General features: G+C 38.8%; 11 protein-coding genes. 1 reads left to right on the top strand and 10 read right to left on the bottom strand.

All coding sequences use genetic code 11. The features are described from left to right. Window positions 1-58: 58 nt before the first annotated feature. The gene (locus ABD682_RS04715) at window positions 59-1,120 is read left to right on the top strand and encodes an endonuclease/exonuclease/phosphatase family protein (RefSeq protein WP_344739575.1); all 1,062 of its coding nucleotides are present in this window, start codon (window positions 59-61) and stop codon (window positions 1,118-1,120) included. On the opposite strand, the gene ABD682_RS04710 is transcribed toward ABD682_RS04715, so the two are convergent. From ABD682_RS04710 to ABD682_RS04665, 10 genes are all read right to left on the bottom strand, one after another. After that, window positions 1,117-1,557: a hypothetical protein gene (locus ABD682_RS04710; RefSeq protein WP_344739573.1), complete on the bottom strand. Its 441-nt coding sequence runs from the start codon at window positions 1,555-1,557 to the stop codon at window positions 1,117-1,119. The two genes, ABD682_RS04715 and ABD682_RS04710, sit on opposite strands and share 4 nt — an antisense overlap. 97 nt (window positions 1,558-1,654) lie before the next feature. Continuing rightward, the gene (locus ABD682_RS04705; protein ID WP_344739571.1) at window positions 1,655-2,716 is read right to left on the bottom strand and encodes an endonuclease; all 1,062 of its coding nucleotides are present in this window, start codon (window positions 2,714-2,716) and stop codon (window positions 1,655-1,657) included. 127 nt (window positions 2,717-2,843) lie between these two features. Then, the gene (locus ABD682_RS04700; RefSeq protein ID WP_344739569.1) at window positions 2,844-5,591 is read right to left on the bottom strand and encodes a TonB-dependent receptor; all 2,748 of its coding nucleotides are present in this window, start codon (window positions 5,589-5,591) and stop codon (window positions 2,844-2,846) included. Window positions 5,592-5,763: 172 nt separating this feature from the next. Then, window positions 5,764-7,383 carry a glucose-6-phosphate isomerase gene (gene pgi, locus ABD682_RS04695; RefSeq protein WP_344739567.1) on the bottom strand — a complete coding sequence of 540 codons (1,620 nt, stop codon included), beginning with the start codon at window positions 7,381-7,383 and terminating at the stop codon, window positions 5,764-5,766. 6 nt (window positions 7,384-7,389) lie between these two features. Next, entirely contained in the window at window positions 7,390-8,736 is a 1,347-nt protein-coding gene (locus ABD682_RS04690) for a peptidoglycan DD-metalloendopeptidase family protein (RefSeq protein WP_344739565.1), read from the bottom strand. Continuing rightward, window positions 8,694-9,611 carry a tryptophan 2,3-dioxygenase family protein gene (locus tag ABD682_RS04685; RefSeq protein WP_344739563.1) on the bottom strand — a complete coding sequence of 306 codons (918 nt, stop codon included), beginning with the start codon at window positions 9,609-9,611 and terminating at the stop codon, window positions 8,694-8,696. Before ABD682_RS04685 ends, ABD682_RS04690 begins: the two co-directional genes overlap by 43 nt. A 7-nt stretch (window positions 9,612-9,618) precedes the next feature. Continuing rightward, window positions 9,619-10,395 carry a DUF3108 domain-containing protein gene (locus ABD682_RS04680; RefSeq protein WP_395360584.1) on the bottom strand — a complete coding sequence of 259 codons (777 nt, stop codon included), beginning with the start codon at window positions 10,393-10,395 and terminating at the stop codon, window positions 9,619-9,621. 336 nt (window positions 10,396-10,731) lie between these two features. Next, complete coding sequence (gene hppD / locus ABD682_RS04675) at window positions 10,732-11,892, bottom strand: 4-hydroxyphenylpyruvate dioxygenase (protein WP_344739559.1); 1,161 nt, start codon at window positions 11,890-11,892, stop codon at window positions 10,732-10,734. A gap of 124 nt (window positions 11,893-12,016) precedes the next feature. Next, window positions 12,017-13,174 carry a homogentisate 1,2-dioxygenase gene (locus ABD682_RS04670; protein ID WP_344739557.1) on the bottom strand — a complete coding sequence of 386 codons (1,158 nt, stop codon included), beginning with the start codon at window positions 13,172-13,174 and terminating at the stop codon, window positions 12,017-12,019. A gap of 202 nt (window positions 13,175-13,376) precedes the next feature. After that, entirely contained in the window at window positions 13,377-15,605 is a 2,229-nt protein-coding gene (locus ABD682_RS04665) for a patatin-like phospholipase family protein (protein WP_344739555.1), read from the bottom strand. Window positions 15,606-15,626 lie beyond the last annotated feature (21 nt).

The following is a 15,626-nucleotide window of genomic DNA, read 5'->3' as shown; positions in this document are numbered from 1 at the left end:
TTATCAGAATAATGTAAATTTGAGTGTTGTTTTCTACAACAAACCCAAATCTCACCTTATGAACCTACGACAAACGGCCATTTTTTGGCTCTTTTTAAGTGTTTTAGCCACAGCTCATGCCCAGGGCAAACGTTATAATATTCGCACTGTTGCATTTTATAATCTCGAAAATTTATTCGACACCATTAACAATCCAAATAAATTGGATGAGTACAGTCCGATAATGGAAATGAAATCCAATCGCTCTGAAGCCTACTGGAAAAAGATCCATAATATGGCTCGTGTTTTATCGGATATCGGAAAGGATGAAAGTCAAGATTCTCCTGCAATTATTGGTGTTTCAGAAGTTGAAAACAAAGCCGTTGTTCAGGATCTGGTAAACGACTCCTTATTGATTGAAAAAAATTATGGTATCATTCAATATCCTTCGCCAGATTTGAGAGGGATCGATGTCGCACTCTTATATCAAAAACGTTATTTTACGCCTACCTCCAGTAAAAGTTATGAATTAAAAATCTATGATAATACCTCAGGAAAACGCCAATTTACTCGCGATCAATTGGTAGTTAGCGGACAGTTGGAAGGTGAACCCGTACATTTTATTGTTAACCATTGGCCCTCCCGAAGAGGCGGAGAAAAACTATCCGGTTATAAACGCCTGGCTGCCGCAAAACTTACAAAACGGATCACCGATTCTTTACTCACTTTGGATCCTTATGCTAAGGTGGTGATCATGGGCGATTTGAATGACGACCCCACAAGCAACAGTTTAAAAAAAGGCTTGAAAAGTTCAAGAAAAAGAACTCGAATGGGGCTCGGAGATATTTACAATCCATTTGAAAACTTTTATCATTCCGGTTTAGGAACAACCGCTTTCAGGGATGCCTGGAGTTTGTTTGATCAATTATTAATGACGAGAGGATTATTAAACGGGAATTATAACGGATTTCAATTTTATAAAGCAGGAATCTACAACAAAAATGTCATCGTAACTGCAAGTGGACGCTACAAGGGTTATCCACTACGAAGTTGGGGTAATGGTGGCTTTACTAATGGATTTAGCGACCATTTCCCGGTATATATTTACCTCATTAAAAAAATTGAAACGGATTCTCCTTAAGACAACCAGGTACTCCAGGGAATTCTGGATAATAACAATACCAAACCTAAGGTATAGAAAATAGCAATTTTCTTAAGTTTAGCACTAGAGGTTAATTTCTTCTTATGCTTTGAATAGCCAATAGTGATGAGTGCTATGGCAATTATATTAACCAGTGGATGTTCAACCAAATACAAACGACTAACAGGATCTTTCATGATAGCGCCCATACCGATCTCACCAAACAATTGAAGTCTTGGCGACACAAAATACAAGAGTAATCCCATAAGTAACTGAATATGTGATACAATTAATGTAAAAAGGGATAAACGAAAATCAGTGGCTTTGTATTCTTTACCGGTAGCCGATTTATATATAGCGTTAACAGTGGCAATGATCAAAATGAAAAGAACAAGAAAAGCCCAATAAGAGTGGAGTGATTGAATGGTTTCGTACATGGTTAGAATCTCAATATTAATTTACACAAATGTACTAATTATAAAGGATAAAAAAACCGCTTAAAAGGTAAGCGGTTTGCAATCGTTGAATTTTTATCTATTGCCAGGTATTTTCGGCGGGTGTACCACCCCAGATAAGCGTTGCCAAATAGGGATTATCGATAAAGGGATTCCGATCACCTTGTGCCCCGTAAATAACCTCATTTCGTTGTTGCTCAAAAGGAGAAACAGGATCTTCCATATTCCATTTTAAAAATAAATTAATGCCACCCACTTTATCAAAGGTTTCTCCGTAACGTACATTAAGATACATCACCATACGGGCCACATCACCTTTCCATTCATCGCCAGGAAACCAATGATTACCATCAACTTTTTGATAATCTCCTGTACCGTCTGCAAACGGATAATTACTCCGACTACTATTTACAGCATCATCACAAGATCGCAAATGATGTAAATCGGTAACCGCATCTGCCGTCTGTAAAAGCGACTGAGGGTAAATGTGTTCGGTATTAAACGTTTGTGGAGAATAGGGATTGTTTCCTGAGGTATATTCTTTCCAATAGCGGCTTTCGCCGGAATACATGAGAATAACATTATCGGGGTTACTTAAATCAGCATCAGCATTGTACAAATACTCATGGCGCTGGCCATAGGATAAAATCGTGGTGTGTTTTGAAACCGTAAGCTTTTCTAACTGATTGAAGTTATAATCACCATTGTCGGCGAATACAACCCCATCATAATAGTCGGATAGTTCTGCAGGAATATTGAAATTTACAATCTGTGCGACGGTAATGGTAACCGTAGCCTGAGAACAATCGGAAGGTGTACTGGTATCACATAAGGTATAAGTAAAAGTATCATCTCCGGTAAAATTTGCAGGGGGTGTGTAGGTATAACTACCATCATTATTTTTACTGATGGTCCCGCCGTTAGAACTTGACGCATCAAAAGTAGAAATTGTTGCCTGATCCAGTAAGGTATCATTATCTAGTAAAGTTTCCATAACTAATAACTGATCTTCAGCGGTAGCATAAAAATCATCCACCGCAATGGGGGTACCATTATCAACAGGCCCCGGATTATCGGTACTTCCGGAACTGCAACTCAGAGATATAAAAAAGCTAAAAAGAGCTAAAAAATAGCGTTTCATGATTCAAAAATTGGGTAAATAAATGTAATTGATTTATAGGATAATTAAAAGTAAAATGAAGAGATACGTCATAAAAAAACCACTTCTTTATGAAGTGGTTTTTTATATAATTTATAATCTTTTCAGATTAGAGATTCATTTTGAAAGTAAAGTTCCAGGTCGTTCCGAAACCGAACCAAACCGAGTTACGTACATCTACACCTTTCCAGGTTGGGTTAGAACCATCAGCATAAATGTTAGTATTCGATTCAGAGATGTAAACCTCATCAAACAAGTTGTTGATGTTCAATCTTAAGTAAGAATCTTTTCCAAACAGATCAAATCTGTAGGTTGCACCAAGATCAACTAAGTTATACGATGGCAACTTGATAGCTCCATTGTTATTTGGGTCTAAGAAAGCCGAATCAGTTACACTGTAATCCGCATATAAGTTACCGGCATTTCTCCAACCTAAATCAAAGTTAAAATGATCTCCAAGACTATAGTTTACTGCTAAATACGATGTGAATTGCGCAGCATTACCAATTTTAGCATCTTTAGTGTAAAGTGTTCCTGTACCAATTTGAGTGTTTGTATCATCAAATAAAGTAGAAGAGAAGTCTTTAGTATATTTCCAATCACCAACAGACAACATTCCGTTAATTCTTAAGTCAGAAGTAGCTTTATAGTTCGCTTCTAATTCAAAACCGTTATGTAATTCATTGATGTCCTTAAACTGTGCAGTACCGGAAGTTCCACCAGAGTTAGTAAAACCTCTGGATACAAAACGGTTACCCCATTTTGTTGAGTACACGTTCACGTTCATAGAGAATGACGGTAAACGCAGACCGTAACCTACTTCAACAGAAGTGATCTTTTCGTTTTGAAGATCAGGATTCACGTCGTTAGCAAAGTTAGGGAATACCGCGTCAAAGTTTGGCTGACGGCTAATATAACCGGCATTGAAGAATACGTTAGAAGCATCGCTAATGTTATAGTTAGCACCACCTTTTACATAACCACCACCAACATTTTTCTTTTTACTTAAAGGATTTGTTGGAGAGTCAAATAAATCTTCTCTTTGGAAAGATTGGTTAGACAATCCCCCTTGAAGTACAGCTGTGAAATTGTTACTGTCTGAAGAATATTCAGCCAGTCCGTTAACACCTTGCCAGCCTACATATCCAACATTGTAATAATCGATCTTAGCACCTTTTAATCCAGTCTTTTTGAAAGGATCAGCATCAATTGTTGTTTCAATAATCTGACCGGCATTATTTTGATTTCCTGTTGAATAATAAGCATCTAAGCCCATCAAGTTGTTCAAAGCTCGGTAGTGGTATCCGGTATAATCCCGAAGATCAATACCAATACTATAACGCATGTTACCGGCATCAATATCTAAACTAGAGATAGCACCTACCCAGTCATGAGAGTTCATAGAAGCACGTCTTACAAGAACTTCTCTATTCACATTGTCATCTCTGAATCCATTAGATCCGATCAATAAGCCCTGGAAATCTCCACGACCAAGGTCTCCTGTGTATGGTAACGTCGTGGTTCTGTTATGGTTCACTACATAATCAAAGTTGATGGAACCATCAGCATTTCTTGCAGCGGCACCACGACCTCTGTTTGTCAAATGCTCTGTTAAATCGATATTAAATGGATAAAGGTCGATATCTGCATTACGGAAGTTCTGACCTCTTGGACCAGTTCCTCCACCACGACCGGCTGAACCGTATAATGATGTCGCTAATTTTACAGATTCAGAAATTTGCCAATCCCAGTTAAAGGTTGCCAATGGTTTATTGTAGAAGTTTCTTCTCATGTTAAATTCTTCTCCATTTAGGTAACCACCATTGGTGTTCCATCTTCTGTCGATTCCGGAATCACCAAAGTTTTGATAATCACGGATAGAAACCCAACTTGAACGTTGGTGGTGCCATTGTCCGGCGCCTAAGAATGAAAAGTCGAAGCTGTGTTTAGAACCTTCAGGAGCATATCCAACGGCAAAGAAATACGTCCAACCTGATCCTTTAGTGAAGTCTATATAACCATCACCAGACCATTTTGATAACAAATAACTACTAGACCAGCCTTTATCGTTTTTACCGGTGTTGTAAGCGGCAGTTGTTTTGGTGTATGCATCGTTACCAATGATTTGCGACACAGAACCACCTTGATCTTTTTGAGACGATCTGGTGAAGATAGAAACTGTACCACCCACAGAAGGTACTGCTAAACGAGAAGCTCCAAGACCTCTCTGGATCTGAATTCCGGAGGCAACATCGGATAAACCTTGCCAGTTAGACCAGTATACCCAACCGTTTTCCATGTCGTTAACCGGCTGACCGTTGATCAAGAACGCCGTATTTCTTTGGTCGAATCCACGAAGTCTAACGCTTGAATCTCCGTATCCACCACTGGTTTTAGTTACATAAACACCAGGGGTATTGTTCATGATTTCAGGAAACTCCTGGTTTCCTACTTTTAAAGATATTTCTGAAGCTTTAATTGTAGACACAGCAACAGGTGTTTTTCTGTCTATTGCAACATCTACTACACCAGTAATTACAATCTCCCCTAAAGAGTTGTCTGGTGATAACATAATGTTTCCAAGGTCTGCGCTTCCGTTGAAAGCTAAAGTAATTGTTCCGTATCCTACATAAGACACCTCAATAGTACCAGAGGTTGCTTGTGTCATTAACGAAAACTTACCATCAAAATCTGTAGAAACACCGTTTGAGGTACCTTTTTCTACAACATTCGCTCCCGGAAGAGGCGAATTCAAGTCGGCATCAATAACGGTACCCGTAATGGTACTCTGAGCCATTAAAACTGTAGTGAACATAATTGCAACCACAGTCAATAAAGTTTGAGTAACTTTTCTCATAATGTAAAAATGATTAATTAATAATTTGAATTAGTCGTCGCAAAATTAAGGAATATTAACTATTAAACATTAAGCAATTGTTAAGAAATTTAACATAGTTATAAACAAAACCCCCTTCAAAATTAAATTTTCGAAGGGGATTTTAACATTTCATTAGAAAGATGTAAATATTTTAAGAGTTTTGCTTATAATGTCGCAACAACCGGAGGGTAGAATTATCATGTTCATTTAACGTTGAACCATTAAACTCTTTCAAAATTTTTGAAGCCAATTGCTTACCGAGCTCTACCCCAAACTGATCGTAACTATAGATATTCCACACAATACCCTGAACGAATATTTTATGCTCATACATGGCAATTAATTTTCCTAAACTTTCTGGTGACAATTGATCTATGAATATGGTATTCGTAGGTTTGTTGCCTTGAAAAATTTTGAAGGGAACAATGTCTTTCGGGGTTCCTTCAGCAATTACAGCTTTCTCCGTTTTCCCATGCATTAATGCTTCTGTCTGAGCTAAAAAGTTGGAGATCAATTTATCCTGATGGTCCTTATCTCCATGCAAGGACTTTTTAAATCCAATAAAATCAGCAGGAATCAATTTGGTTCCCTGATGAATCAATTGGAAGAAGGCGTGTTGTGCATTGGTTCCGGGTTCACCCCAAATAATAGTTCCTGTTTGGTAATCTATAGGGTCGCCATTTCGATCTACACTCTTACCATTACTTTCCATGATCCCTTGCTGCAAATAGGTTGCAAACTGATTCAAATACTGAGAATATGCGATGATCGCTTCACTCTCGGCATGAAAAAAGTTATTGTACCAAACACTAATCAAAGCAAGAACTACGGGAATGTTCTTATCAAAATCAGTTGATTTAAAATGATTGTCCATTTTATTCGCTCCGCGTAATAACGCGTCGAAATTTTCAAACCCCACAGCTAAACTAATACTCAAACCTACAGCACTCCAAAGCGAAAATCGGCCGCCAACCCAATTCCACATTGGGAAAATATTATCAGGATCGATCCCGAAGTCTTTTACAGCATCCAAATTGGTAGATACAGCCACAAAATGTTTGGCAATCGCTTCCTGATTACCGGTCTTCAAAAACCAATTCTTAATGGTATTAGCGTTTGAAATGGTTTCCTGCGTCGTAAAAGTTTTTGAAACCACAACGAACAAGGTCGTTTCAGGATCCAGGTTTTTGATCACTTCATGAACATGATCGCCATCAACATTACTTACAAAATGTGTCGTCAGATGATTTTTATAATACTGAAGTGCATCAACCACCATCGCCGGCCCAAGATCAGAACCGCCAATACCAATATTCACAACGTCGGTAAACGCTTTTCCGGTAAAGCCCTTTCGCTGGCCGGAAAGCACTTCATTAGTAAAGGCTTTCATTTTATCCTTAACAGCATAAACCTCAGGCATAACGTTTTCACCGTCTACAATAAATTCAGCATCTTTTGGTGCACGAAGGGCGGTGTGTAGAACAGCACGATCTTCTGTTTTATTAATATGTTCTCCGGAAAACTGACTCGTAATCGCCTCTTTAAGCTTCAACTCATTGGCTAATTCCAAAAGGTATTTAAACGTCTCTTCCGTAATGCGGTTCTTAGAAAAATCGACATAAAAATCATCAAAAGCAATGGTAAATTTTTCTGCTCGCTTATCATCATTGGCAAACATATCTTTCATATGCATGCCCTTAACTGCCTCATAGTGGTTTTGTAATTTCTTCCACGCGGCAGTTTTAGTTGGGTTTACACCAGGTAAGGCCATAAGTTGTTATTGATTGTAGGTCATTAAATTGGCAGCTAAAGTATCATTTTCAGCAACTCGCATATTCTCGGGAACTTCTGATACCTCGTAAGGAATGCTATCCAATTCTTGTTTGATCGGTTTTATAAAATCTAAGAATTTCACTTTTAGTGAATCAGAAATCGGTTTCGCTTCCGGTAGCTTTTGTTTGAACGGATCTACCTGGCGACCATTTTTCCAAAAACGATAGCACACGTGTGGTCCGCCAGTATTGCCGGTCATTCCAACACGACCAATAATATCACCTTGCTTCACGAATTGACCAACCTTAACCAAGCGTTTGCTCATATGCAAATATTGCGTTTCGTAGGTGGCATTGTGACGGATCTTAACGTACTTCCCATTACCACTGGTATAACTTGACTTAATCACGGTACCATTTGCAGTAGCCATAATTGGGGTTCCAACTGGTGCAGCGAAATCGGTACCTTTGTGCGGACGAATACGATTTCCGTAATAAGCAATTCGACGACGTAAATTATAGCGTGATGAGATACGGCTGAATTTAACCGGTGCCTTTAAAAACGCACGGCGTAAATTCTTGGCTTCATCACTAAAATAATCGACGATGCCTTTTACTGTATCTGTTTTAAATCTGAAAGCATAAAAAGGTTCTTTATTGTGTTCAAAATAAGCCGCTTTAACCTGAGCAACACCGGCATAAATGGTATCATCAATATATTTATCGGTATAAATCACTTTAAATCGATCTCCTGGTTGTAGGCGTCTAAAGTCGATGGTCCATGCATAAATATCATCGGCCATGATATACGCTAAACGCGGGCTCAATCCTTTTTCATCCAGGGTTACAGAAATATTATCATTAATAACTCCGGTCGCCGTTTTTTCAACGTATTTAATTGGCTTTTTACTTTTGTAAGCAGAAATTATGGAATCCTTAAAGTTGATGACCACATAATCTTCCAGGTTTGGCTGATAAATAAAACACTGCGCCGTTTCCAGAGAGTCTTTGGCACATAACAAGGTATAAGGTTTGCCTGCTTGCAAAAATCGGGCTATATCGAAGGTATCTTTCGCTTTCTGTGCGATGTTGAAAATTCTGGGATATCCAACATTGTTCCGCTCTAAGATTTGACCGAAACTTTCATTTTTTTGAACGGTATCCCGCTTTACCACAAAGTCATTCAGTTTGAAACCAAATTCAAAAACATCTTTTGGTTTTTCAATTTTGGCTACAACATCTTCTACTTTAGGTGGTTTTTCTTCATTTTTACAGGCTGTAAAAAAACCTGAAATTACTACTAATGCTATTAAACATCGTGTCCCCAATGTGCTAATTCCTCTTCTGTCCATAAATCCGGAAAAAATATTCTTTTTTGATATTTTGGATGCATGTATTTTACCCACTCACTACCACCAGTGGCTTCCGCCGCATGGCCCCCAATATTTAAGTAGTGATTGGCCGTGGTGTAATGCGCCATAACCCACTTTATATTAACCGTATAATCGTAGTGTCGCATAGCTTCAACGAGGTCTTTATTCTTCTGATCGGCCTCAGGTAAACTTTTAAATTTGCACCACAAATTATGCTTATAATAAAATTTTGTAAATCTAATAAATTCTTCTTTATAACGCGCTTCAAACGTTTTTAATGTGTACGATTTCTTTCCTGTTTTATAATCTTTCCCTGCCGCTTGCCAGTACAAATGCTCAAAAGCATTCTCATAGGACGAGTTTCTGTCAATGGTATCACGGAATCGTTTATCGATCAAATTGATCAATTCTGTTGAGGCGAACTCTATTTTTCGGTACTGTGCGCTTTGAAATCCACTTCCGGGTGTTAGTGTTTTTCTGAACTTATTGTATTGCCCGATATCCATTCCATCCTTCATGATACTAAATGACGAAGTCAATACATCAAAATACCGACTAATACGCATGATCTTATCTGTAAATATCGCCGTGGTCAATGCCTTGTGTTCTGCGATCTGCTCGATCTCACTTAAGATCATTTTAAACAGCAATTCAGAAATCTGATGATACATGATAAATACCTTCTCATCAGGAAAAACCGTGCGCTGTACCTGCAAACTCAGCAAGGCATCTGTTTGGATATAATCCCAGTAATTTATAGGTTTACTATGCAATAATCCCTCCAGGTGCGCCTCGACATCCTGATCAAGGGCGGCATATTTTTCTTCCAGGGCTTTCTCTAATTCAGCGTCCAATACAAGATTAATTTATATGAATTTGGAACGGATATTTCAGGCCTTTAAAGGCTTCAAGGTCGGCTCGCAGCGACCCTACAGCAAGATCCGCTTTGATGCGCAAAGGTACTTTATTTTTATCATTCGACACCCAAAGCGTTAAACTTTCTTCCTCTTTAAACACGCGTCCTGCCATCACATATGGCCGAAACTTCAAGGCATCAATTTCTCCAAAATCAGTTTCAATGCGGTCTTTACCCAAATACTTTAGTTTGAAACCATAATTTTCCTGATCAAAAAATATATCGATGGTCACCTCATCTCCCGGTTCCAACTTATCCGTATTCAGATTATTTCTCAAATAGTAAAACGTAGAAACCATATCCTGAATGTTAGGCTTGGTATCAAACGTAGATTGCACATTGTGTTTAATATCGTCAACATGTGCTTTTTGGTTTTTCTGGTCAAATTCAATGGTGAGGTTTTTAGTATAACCTCCTTCGTAAATATTGCGTACAAATTTATAAGGCAGCAAGGTTTGTTGATCGAAATAGCTTTCGTATCGATCATTCACCTTAAAAAACCACTTGATCATCCCTGTGGTCCAGCCTTTCCCAACCACGTGATACACGGGAGTACCACCCAAATCGGTTTCCTTCACGCTCAAGGTGGCATTTCCGGCCTTTAAAAAACCGCTGTAGCTCATCTTAAACTTGAACCATTCGCCATCTTTAAACGACGAATTTTGGGCAAATCCCACCTGAAGTGTTGCCAATAAAAGTCCTAAAAAAAGTAGTTTTTTCATCATAAAATTTGGGTGTTGGATATGTAACTATTAAAATTTACATTTATTGTTCTACACACCAAAACGCAATTACTATTCCAAAAATATGAAAATTCTTTAAACGCCAACGTTCAAGCAGGTTTCTTAACGTTTATTTGATATTTCAGAAAAAGCTTTATTCGGGCGTTACCAACTCCTATGTCGGCGGTCGGGCTTTCCGTTATACTTTTTTTCATACTTCGAAAAAGGATGCCACTTCAATCCCTGCCTTCCGGCAGGCATACCTAATGCAAAAAACCGGCTCCATTGGGCAAATTACCACAACAGAACCGGCTTTTTATATTTCAAAAATATATTTTAAAGCGTTCCTCTATTAGCTTGCTCGCGCTCAATAGATTCAAACAAGGCTTTAAAGTTTCCGGCACCAAAACCTCGGGCTCCCATACGTTGAATAATTTCAAAGAACAGGGTTGGACGGTCTTCCACAGGTTTCGTGAATATCTGTAGCAAATAACCTTCTTCATCAGCATCGATCATGATACCTAAACCTTTCAGAGTTTCAATATCTTCCCGCAATTCATGACTGAATTCTTCCAGTCTGCCAGGAACAGCCTTGTAATATTCTTCCGGAGGTGTACTTAAAAATTCTACACCACGCTCTCGTAACTGACTCACGGTACTGATGATATCGTCGGTAGCCACAGCAATATGCTGTACTCCGGCGCCTTCATAAAAATCAAGGTATTCCTCGATTTGAGATTTCTTCTTCCCTTCTGCAGGTTCGTTGATCGGAAATTTTATTCGGCCGTTACCATTACTCATCACCTTACTCATCAGTGCGGAGTATTCCGTGTGGATCTGCTTGTCGTCGAATGATAAAAAGTTTTCAAAACCCATGACATCTTCATACCATTTTACCCAGGTATTCATTTGACCCCAACCTACATTTCCAACCATATGGTCGATGTATTTTAATCCTACAGGCGTTGGATTGTAATCACTTTTCCAGGGTCTGAAACCGGGCATAAAGGTGCCTTTGTAGTTTTTTCGTTCCACAAACATGTGAACCGTTTCGCCATAGGTATAGATACCTGCTTTTACAATTTCACCGTGTTCATCGGTTTCTACAACCGGAGCCAAGAAAGATTTTGCGCCGCGACTGGTAGTTTCTTCATATGCTTTTCTGGCATCCTCTACCCACAGGGCAATCACTTTTACACCGTCGCCATGCTTTACAATATGCTCGTTAATGGGATTTTTACTGCTTAATGGTGTCGTTAAAACCAGGCGAATTTTGTCTTGTTTTAACACATAACTCACTGAGTCTTTGGAGCCTGTTTCCAAACCTCTGTATGCAAGCGACTGAAAGCCAAATGCGGTTTTATAAAAATGGGCTGCCTGCTTCGCGTTACCCACATAAAATTCTACATAATCAGTGCCCAAAAGCGGCAGGAAATCCTGCGCCCCGGCGAATATTTTTTCGAGACCGTAGTCTACTGATTTTATATCTTTACTCATGTCTTCTAATTTTAATTCTGTTTTCTAAACTTTACTCGGCAGCTCTAGCCCTGATTGCAGCGGCATCCTTTTGTTTTTTCAACAAAAGATATAGCGGAAAGCAGGAAATAGCTCCTGATTAATTTTACTCCAACCACGATTTAAAATAACTCTCATCGGCTATTTTCATGGCTTCTTCTGTAAGCTGCAACGGCTTAAACGTATCTACCATTACGGCTAACTCTTCGGTTTCGGTCTTTCCGATACTGCGCTCGGTGGCTCCCGGATGCGGCCCATGTGGGATACCCGCGGGATGCAGAGAAATATGACCCGCCTCAATATCGTTACGGCTCATAAAATCGCCATCGACGTAATACAGCACCTCATCGCTATCGATATTACTGTGGTTGTATGGCGCCGGAATGGATTGCGGATGATAATCGTACAATCGCGGCACAAAACTACACACAACAAAAGCATCGGTTTCGAAGGTTTGGTGCACTGGTGGCGGCTGATGAATACGCCCAGTTATGGGTTCGAAATCATGAATGGAAAAAGCATACGGATAATTGTAGCCATCGTAGCCTACCACATCAAAAGGATGGGAGGCGTAGATCATTTCAATTATATCATCTTGTTTTTTAACTTTTATAAGAAATTCACCGGTTTCATTATTGGTTTCCAGCGTTTCCGGGCGACGAATATCACGCTCGCAAAACGGGGAGTGTTCTAATAACTGTCCGAACCAATTTCGGTATTTTTTTGGTGTATAAATTGGCCTGCGCGACTCCACGATAAATAACCGATTGTCTTTTGTATCGAAATCTATTTTATAGATCACGCCGCGAGGAATCAATAAATAATCACCATATTTAAAATCGAGATTCCCTAAATGCGTGCGTAAAGTTCCACTACCTTTATGAATGAACAGAAGTTCATCGGCATCGGTATTCTTGTAGAAATAATCTTTGGTGGATTCTTGTGGTGCTGCTAATTCAATGGCACAATCAGAATTGACCAAAACTGTTTTTCGGCTATCCAAATAATCGGCTTCCGGCTTCACCTGAAACCCTTTAAAGCGATATGATTGGATATTATTAACGCGCGCAATTTTTGGGGCTACACTGTATTGATTTCTTATTTCCTTTACTTGTGTGGGCCGCTGCTCATGGTAGCTGTTTGTAGACATACCATCAAAGCCAATGGTACCGAACAACTGTTCGTAATACAAACTGCCATCAGGCTTTCTGAATTGCGTGTGCCGCTTATGTGGAATACGTCCTAATTTATGATAAAAAGGCATAATTTAATGTTTTAATTATTTAGGATTAAACCCTAAGGTTTAGCTGGTATAAATTACAAAAAATGTTACTATAAAGGTACGAAAATGTAGCCTTATTCGGGATTTCGCTTAATAAGGAAATGAAGATGTTGTAGTAAGTCTTCCCAGAAATATTTCATAATGTAACAAATATCGTGAATTTCCTTGAAACCATAAAAACTTCTTAAAACCAGAAACCTACATTAATAAAGAAAATACTTTTCTTTCGCTCCGGAGAATAACTGAATTTGGCCTGAACCGGACCAAAAAATGTATCTACCGCATAACCTAGACCATAACCGCGATAATCCGGTAAGGTAAACCACTCTCCGGTGTCAAAAATATCATCGGCAACGTTGGCCCAATTAGCCTCCATAGTTACATGATGCTTTTTGAATAGCTCATAATCCAAAACGGCAGAAGCTTTTACATAGCTATTCCCCGTTAGAGAAATAAAATCGTAGCCTATAAATGGCACAAAATTATTGATGAAATTTGCACCGTAACCACCCAAAGCGAAATCGAGGGTTTGCGTAGATTTATCACCAATCTTAAAACCTCCGCTAGTTTCCAGATTTACCGCAAATTTATCTGATAGTCCGAAGGCTGTTCCAATCTCGGCTTTACCAATAGCAAAATTCTTAAAATCCTGATTAAAGCTGGAGCCGTAAACATACCAATGCAAATCGCCTTCAAAATAAACACCTCGGGTTGGGAAGTATTTGTTATTATAGGTATCTAATTTCAAATTGCCAAAAACACTGATATAATCGGTGTTCTCGAATTCGTATTTACTATTAGAATTTGGCGCGAACAAAGTCTCGGAAATAATTTTTAAACGCTTATGTTCTGCTCCAAGACTTAATGAAAAATCTTTCCTGAAAAGGGTTTGCAAATAGAACTGGTTGGTTTGATCGGCCAGTTTTACTTCAAGTTTGTTAATGTCCGAATTCCCTATTTCTGCATCTGTAAGCAGAAGTCTTGCACTAACATTCTTTTTGAATTGATTGTATCGCGATCTAACACCGATGCTCCAGTAAAACCCTTTGTCTATCAGATAATCAAAATTATAGCGCACATTATCTCCTAGAATAAAATCGAGCGACGCCACATCGTTTGAGAAGAACAAGCGTTTCTTGGTAAGATTGATAAGTGCAGCACTGCGGTAAAGCTGGTCATAGTGCACACCAAGCTTTAGAAAAGTGGTTATTTTTGATTCCCTTACAAAACCATGAAAATCATACCCGGACATCGAATCCGAAGGTTTTAAATCATATTCAAAAGCATCAAAATTATTAGTGCCTACCAATGAATTAACTCCTTTTTCCACCTGGTTATAACTCACCTTTTCCCCTGGTTTCAGTTTTAATTTTCCCAATAAATAAGCGCGTGAATAATGACTTGCCCCTTTGAAGGAAATTCTATTAATTCTCAGGCTGTCAATAGGTTTTATTAGTCTTCGTGGTTTTCCAAGCTTTGGCAAAGCATCCAGCTCCGGTTCGTTTTTTAATGCAGCCTCCAAACCGTTTTTTATAATCTCAGCTCCGGCATCAAAAGAAATCACCGTGTATTCTTTAACCTGTGGTTTTATGTAAATATCTGTTTCTTTGGTCTTGGAATCCATAGCCTTTATGGTCCTGAAATTATTGATCTGAAGCAATATTTCCGGCGCAGACTTTAACTCGTCTCGGGTTCGCAAACCGGCTTGAACATCTACTCCAATAATGATATCCATACCTTTTGCTCGTAATTCATCTATGGGATAATTATTTAAAACTCCACCATCAATAAGCACATCCTGGTTAATCGTTACCGGTTGAAATAAAGAGGGTAAAGCACCACTGGCCATCATACTTTGCGCCAAACTACCATGATCCAGAACCACCTCTTTTCCGGTTTCTACGTTCGTGGCAATACAGAAGTAAGGAATAGGTAAATTTTTAAATTCTTTAATGTTGTTTACCGGAAGCGTTAGCTTAGACAATAAGTTATACGTGTTTTGCCCTCGGGATAATGCCGAAGGTAAATTCAGTTTAAACCCTTCAAACGGCAGAGTGATCGTGTATTTTTCAGAATTATCTCGCTCATAAAAGGCCTTGGCCTCTCTGGGAAGATCATCACTAATTATTTTATCAAAATCTACCACCTCAAAAATAGAGTCCAATTGTTTTCCCGAATAGCCGGAAGCATATAAACCACCAATAATTGCACCCATACTAGTTCCTGCTACATAGTCGATCTTGATGCCCAAACTATCAATAACTTTCAATACACCAATATGGGCCAGGCCTTTGGCACCTCCTCCACTAAGTACTAATCCCACTTTTGGGCGTGCGTCTTCTGTTCTATCCTGCGCTTTCGCGGAAAATAAAACAAACAAACAAATGAGGGTGAGGAGTAATTTTTTATTCAAAATATATGGGCGAATTAATTT

It is taken from the genome of Gaetbulibacter aestuarii (genome assembly GCF_039537665.1).
Taxonomy (GTDB): Bacteria; Bacteroidota; Bacteroidia; order Flavobacteriales; family Flavobacteriaceae; genus Gaetbulibacter_A; species Gaetbulibacter_A aestuarii.
This window is presented reverse-complemented; position numbering and strand designations above follow the sequence as displayed.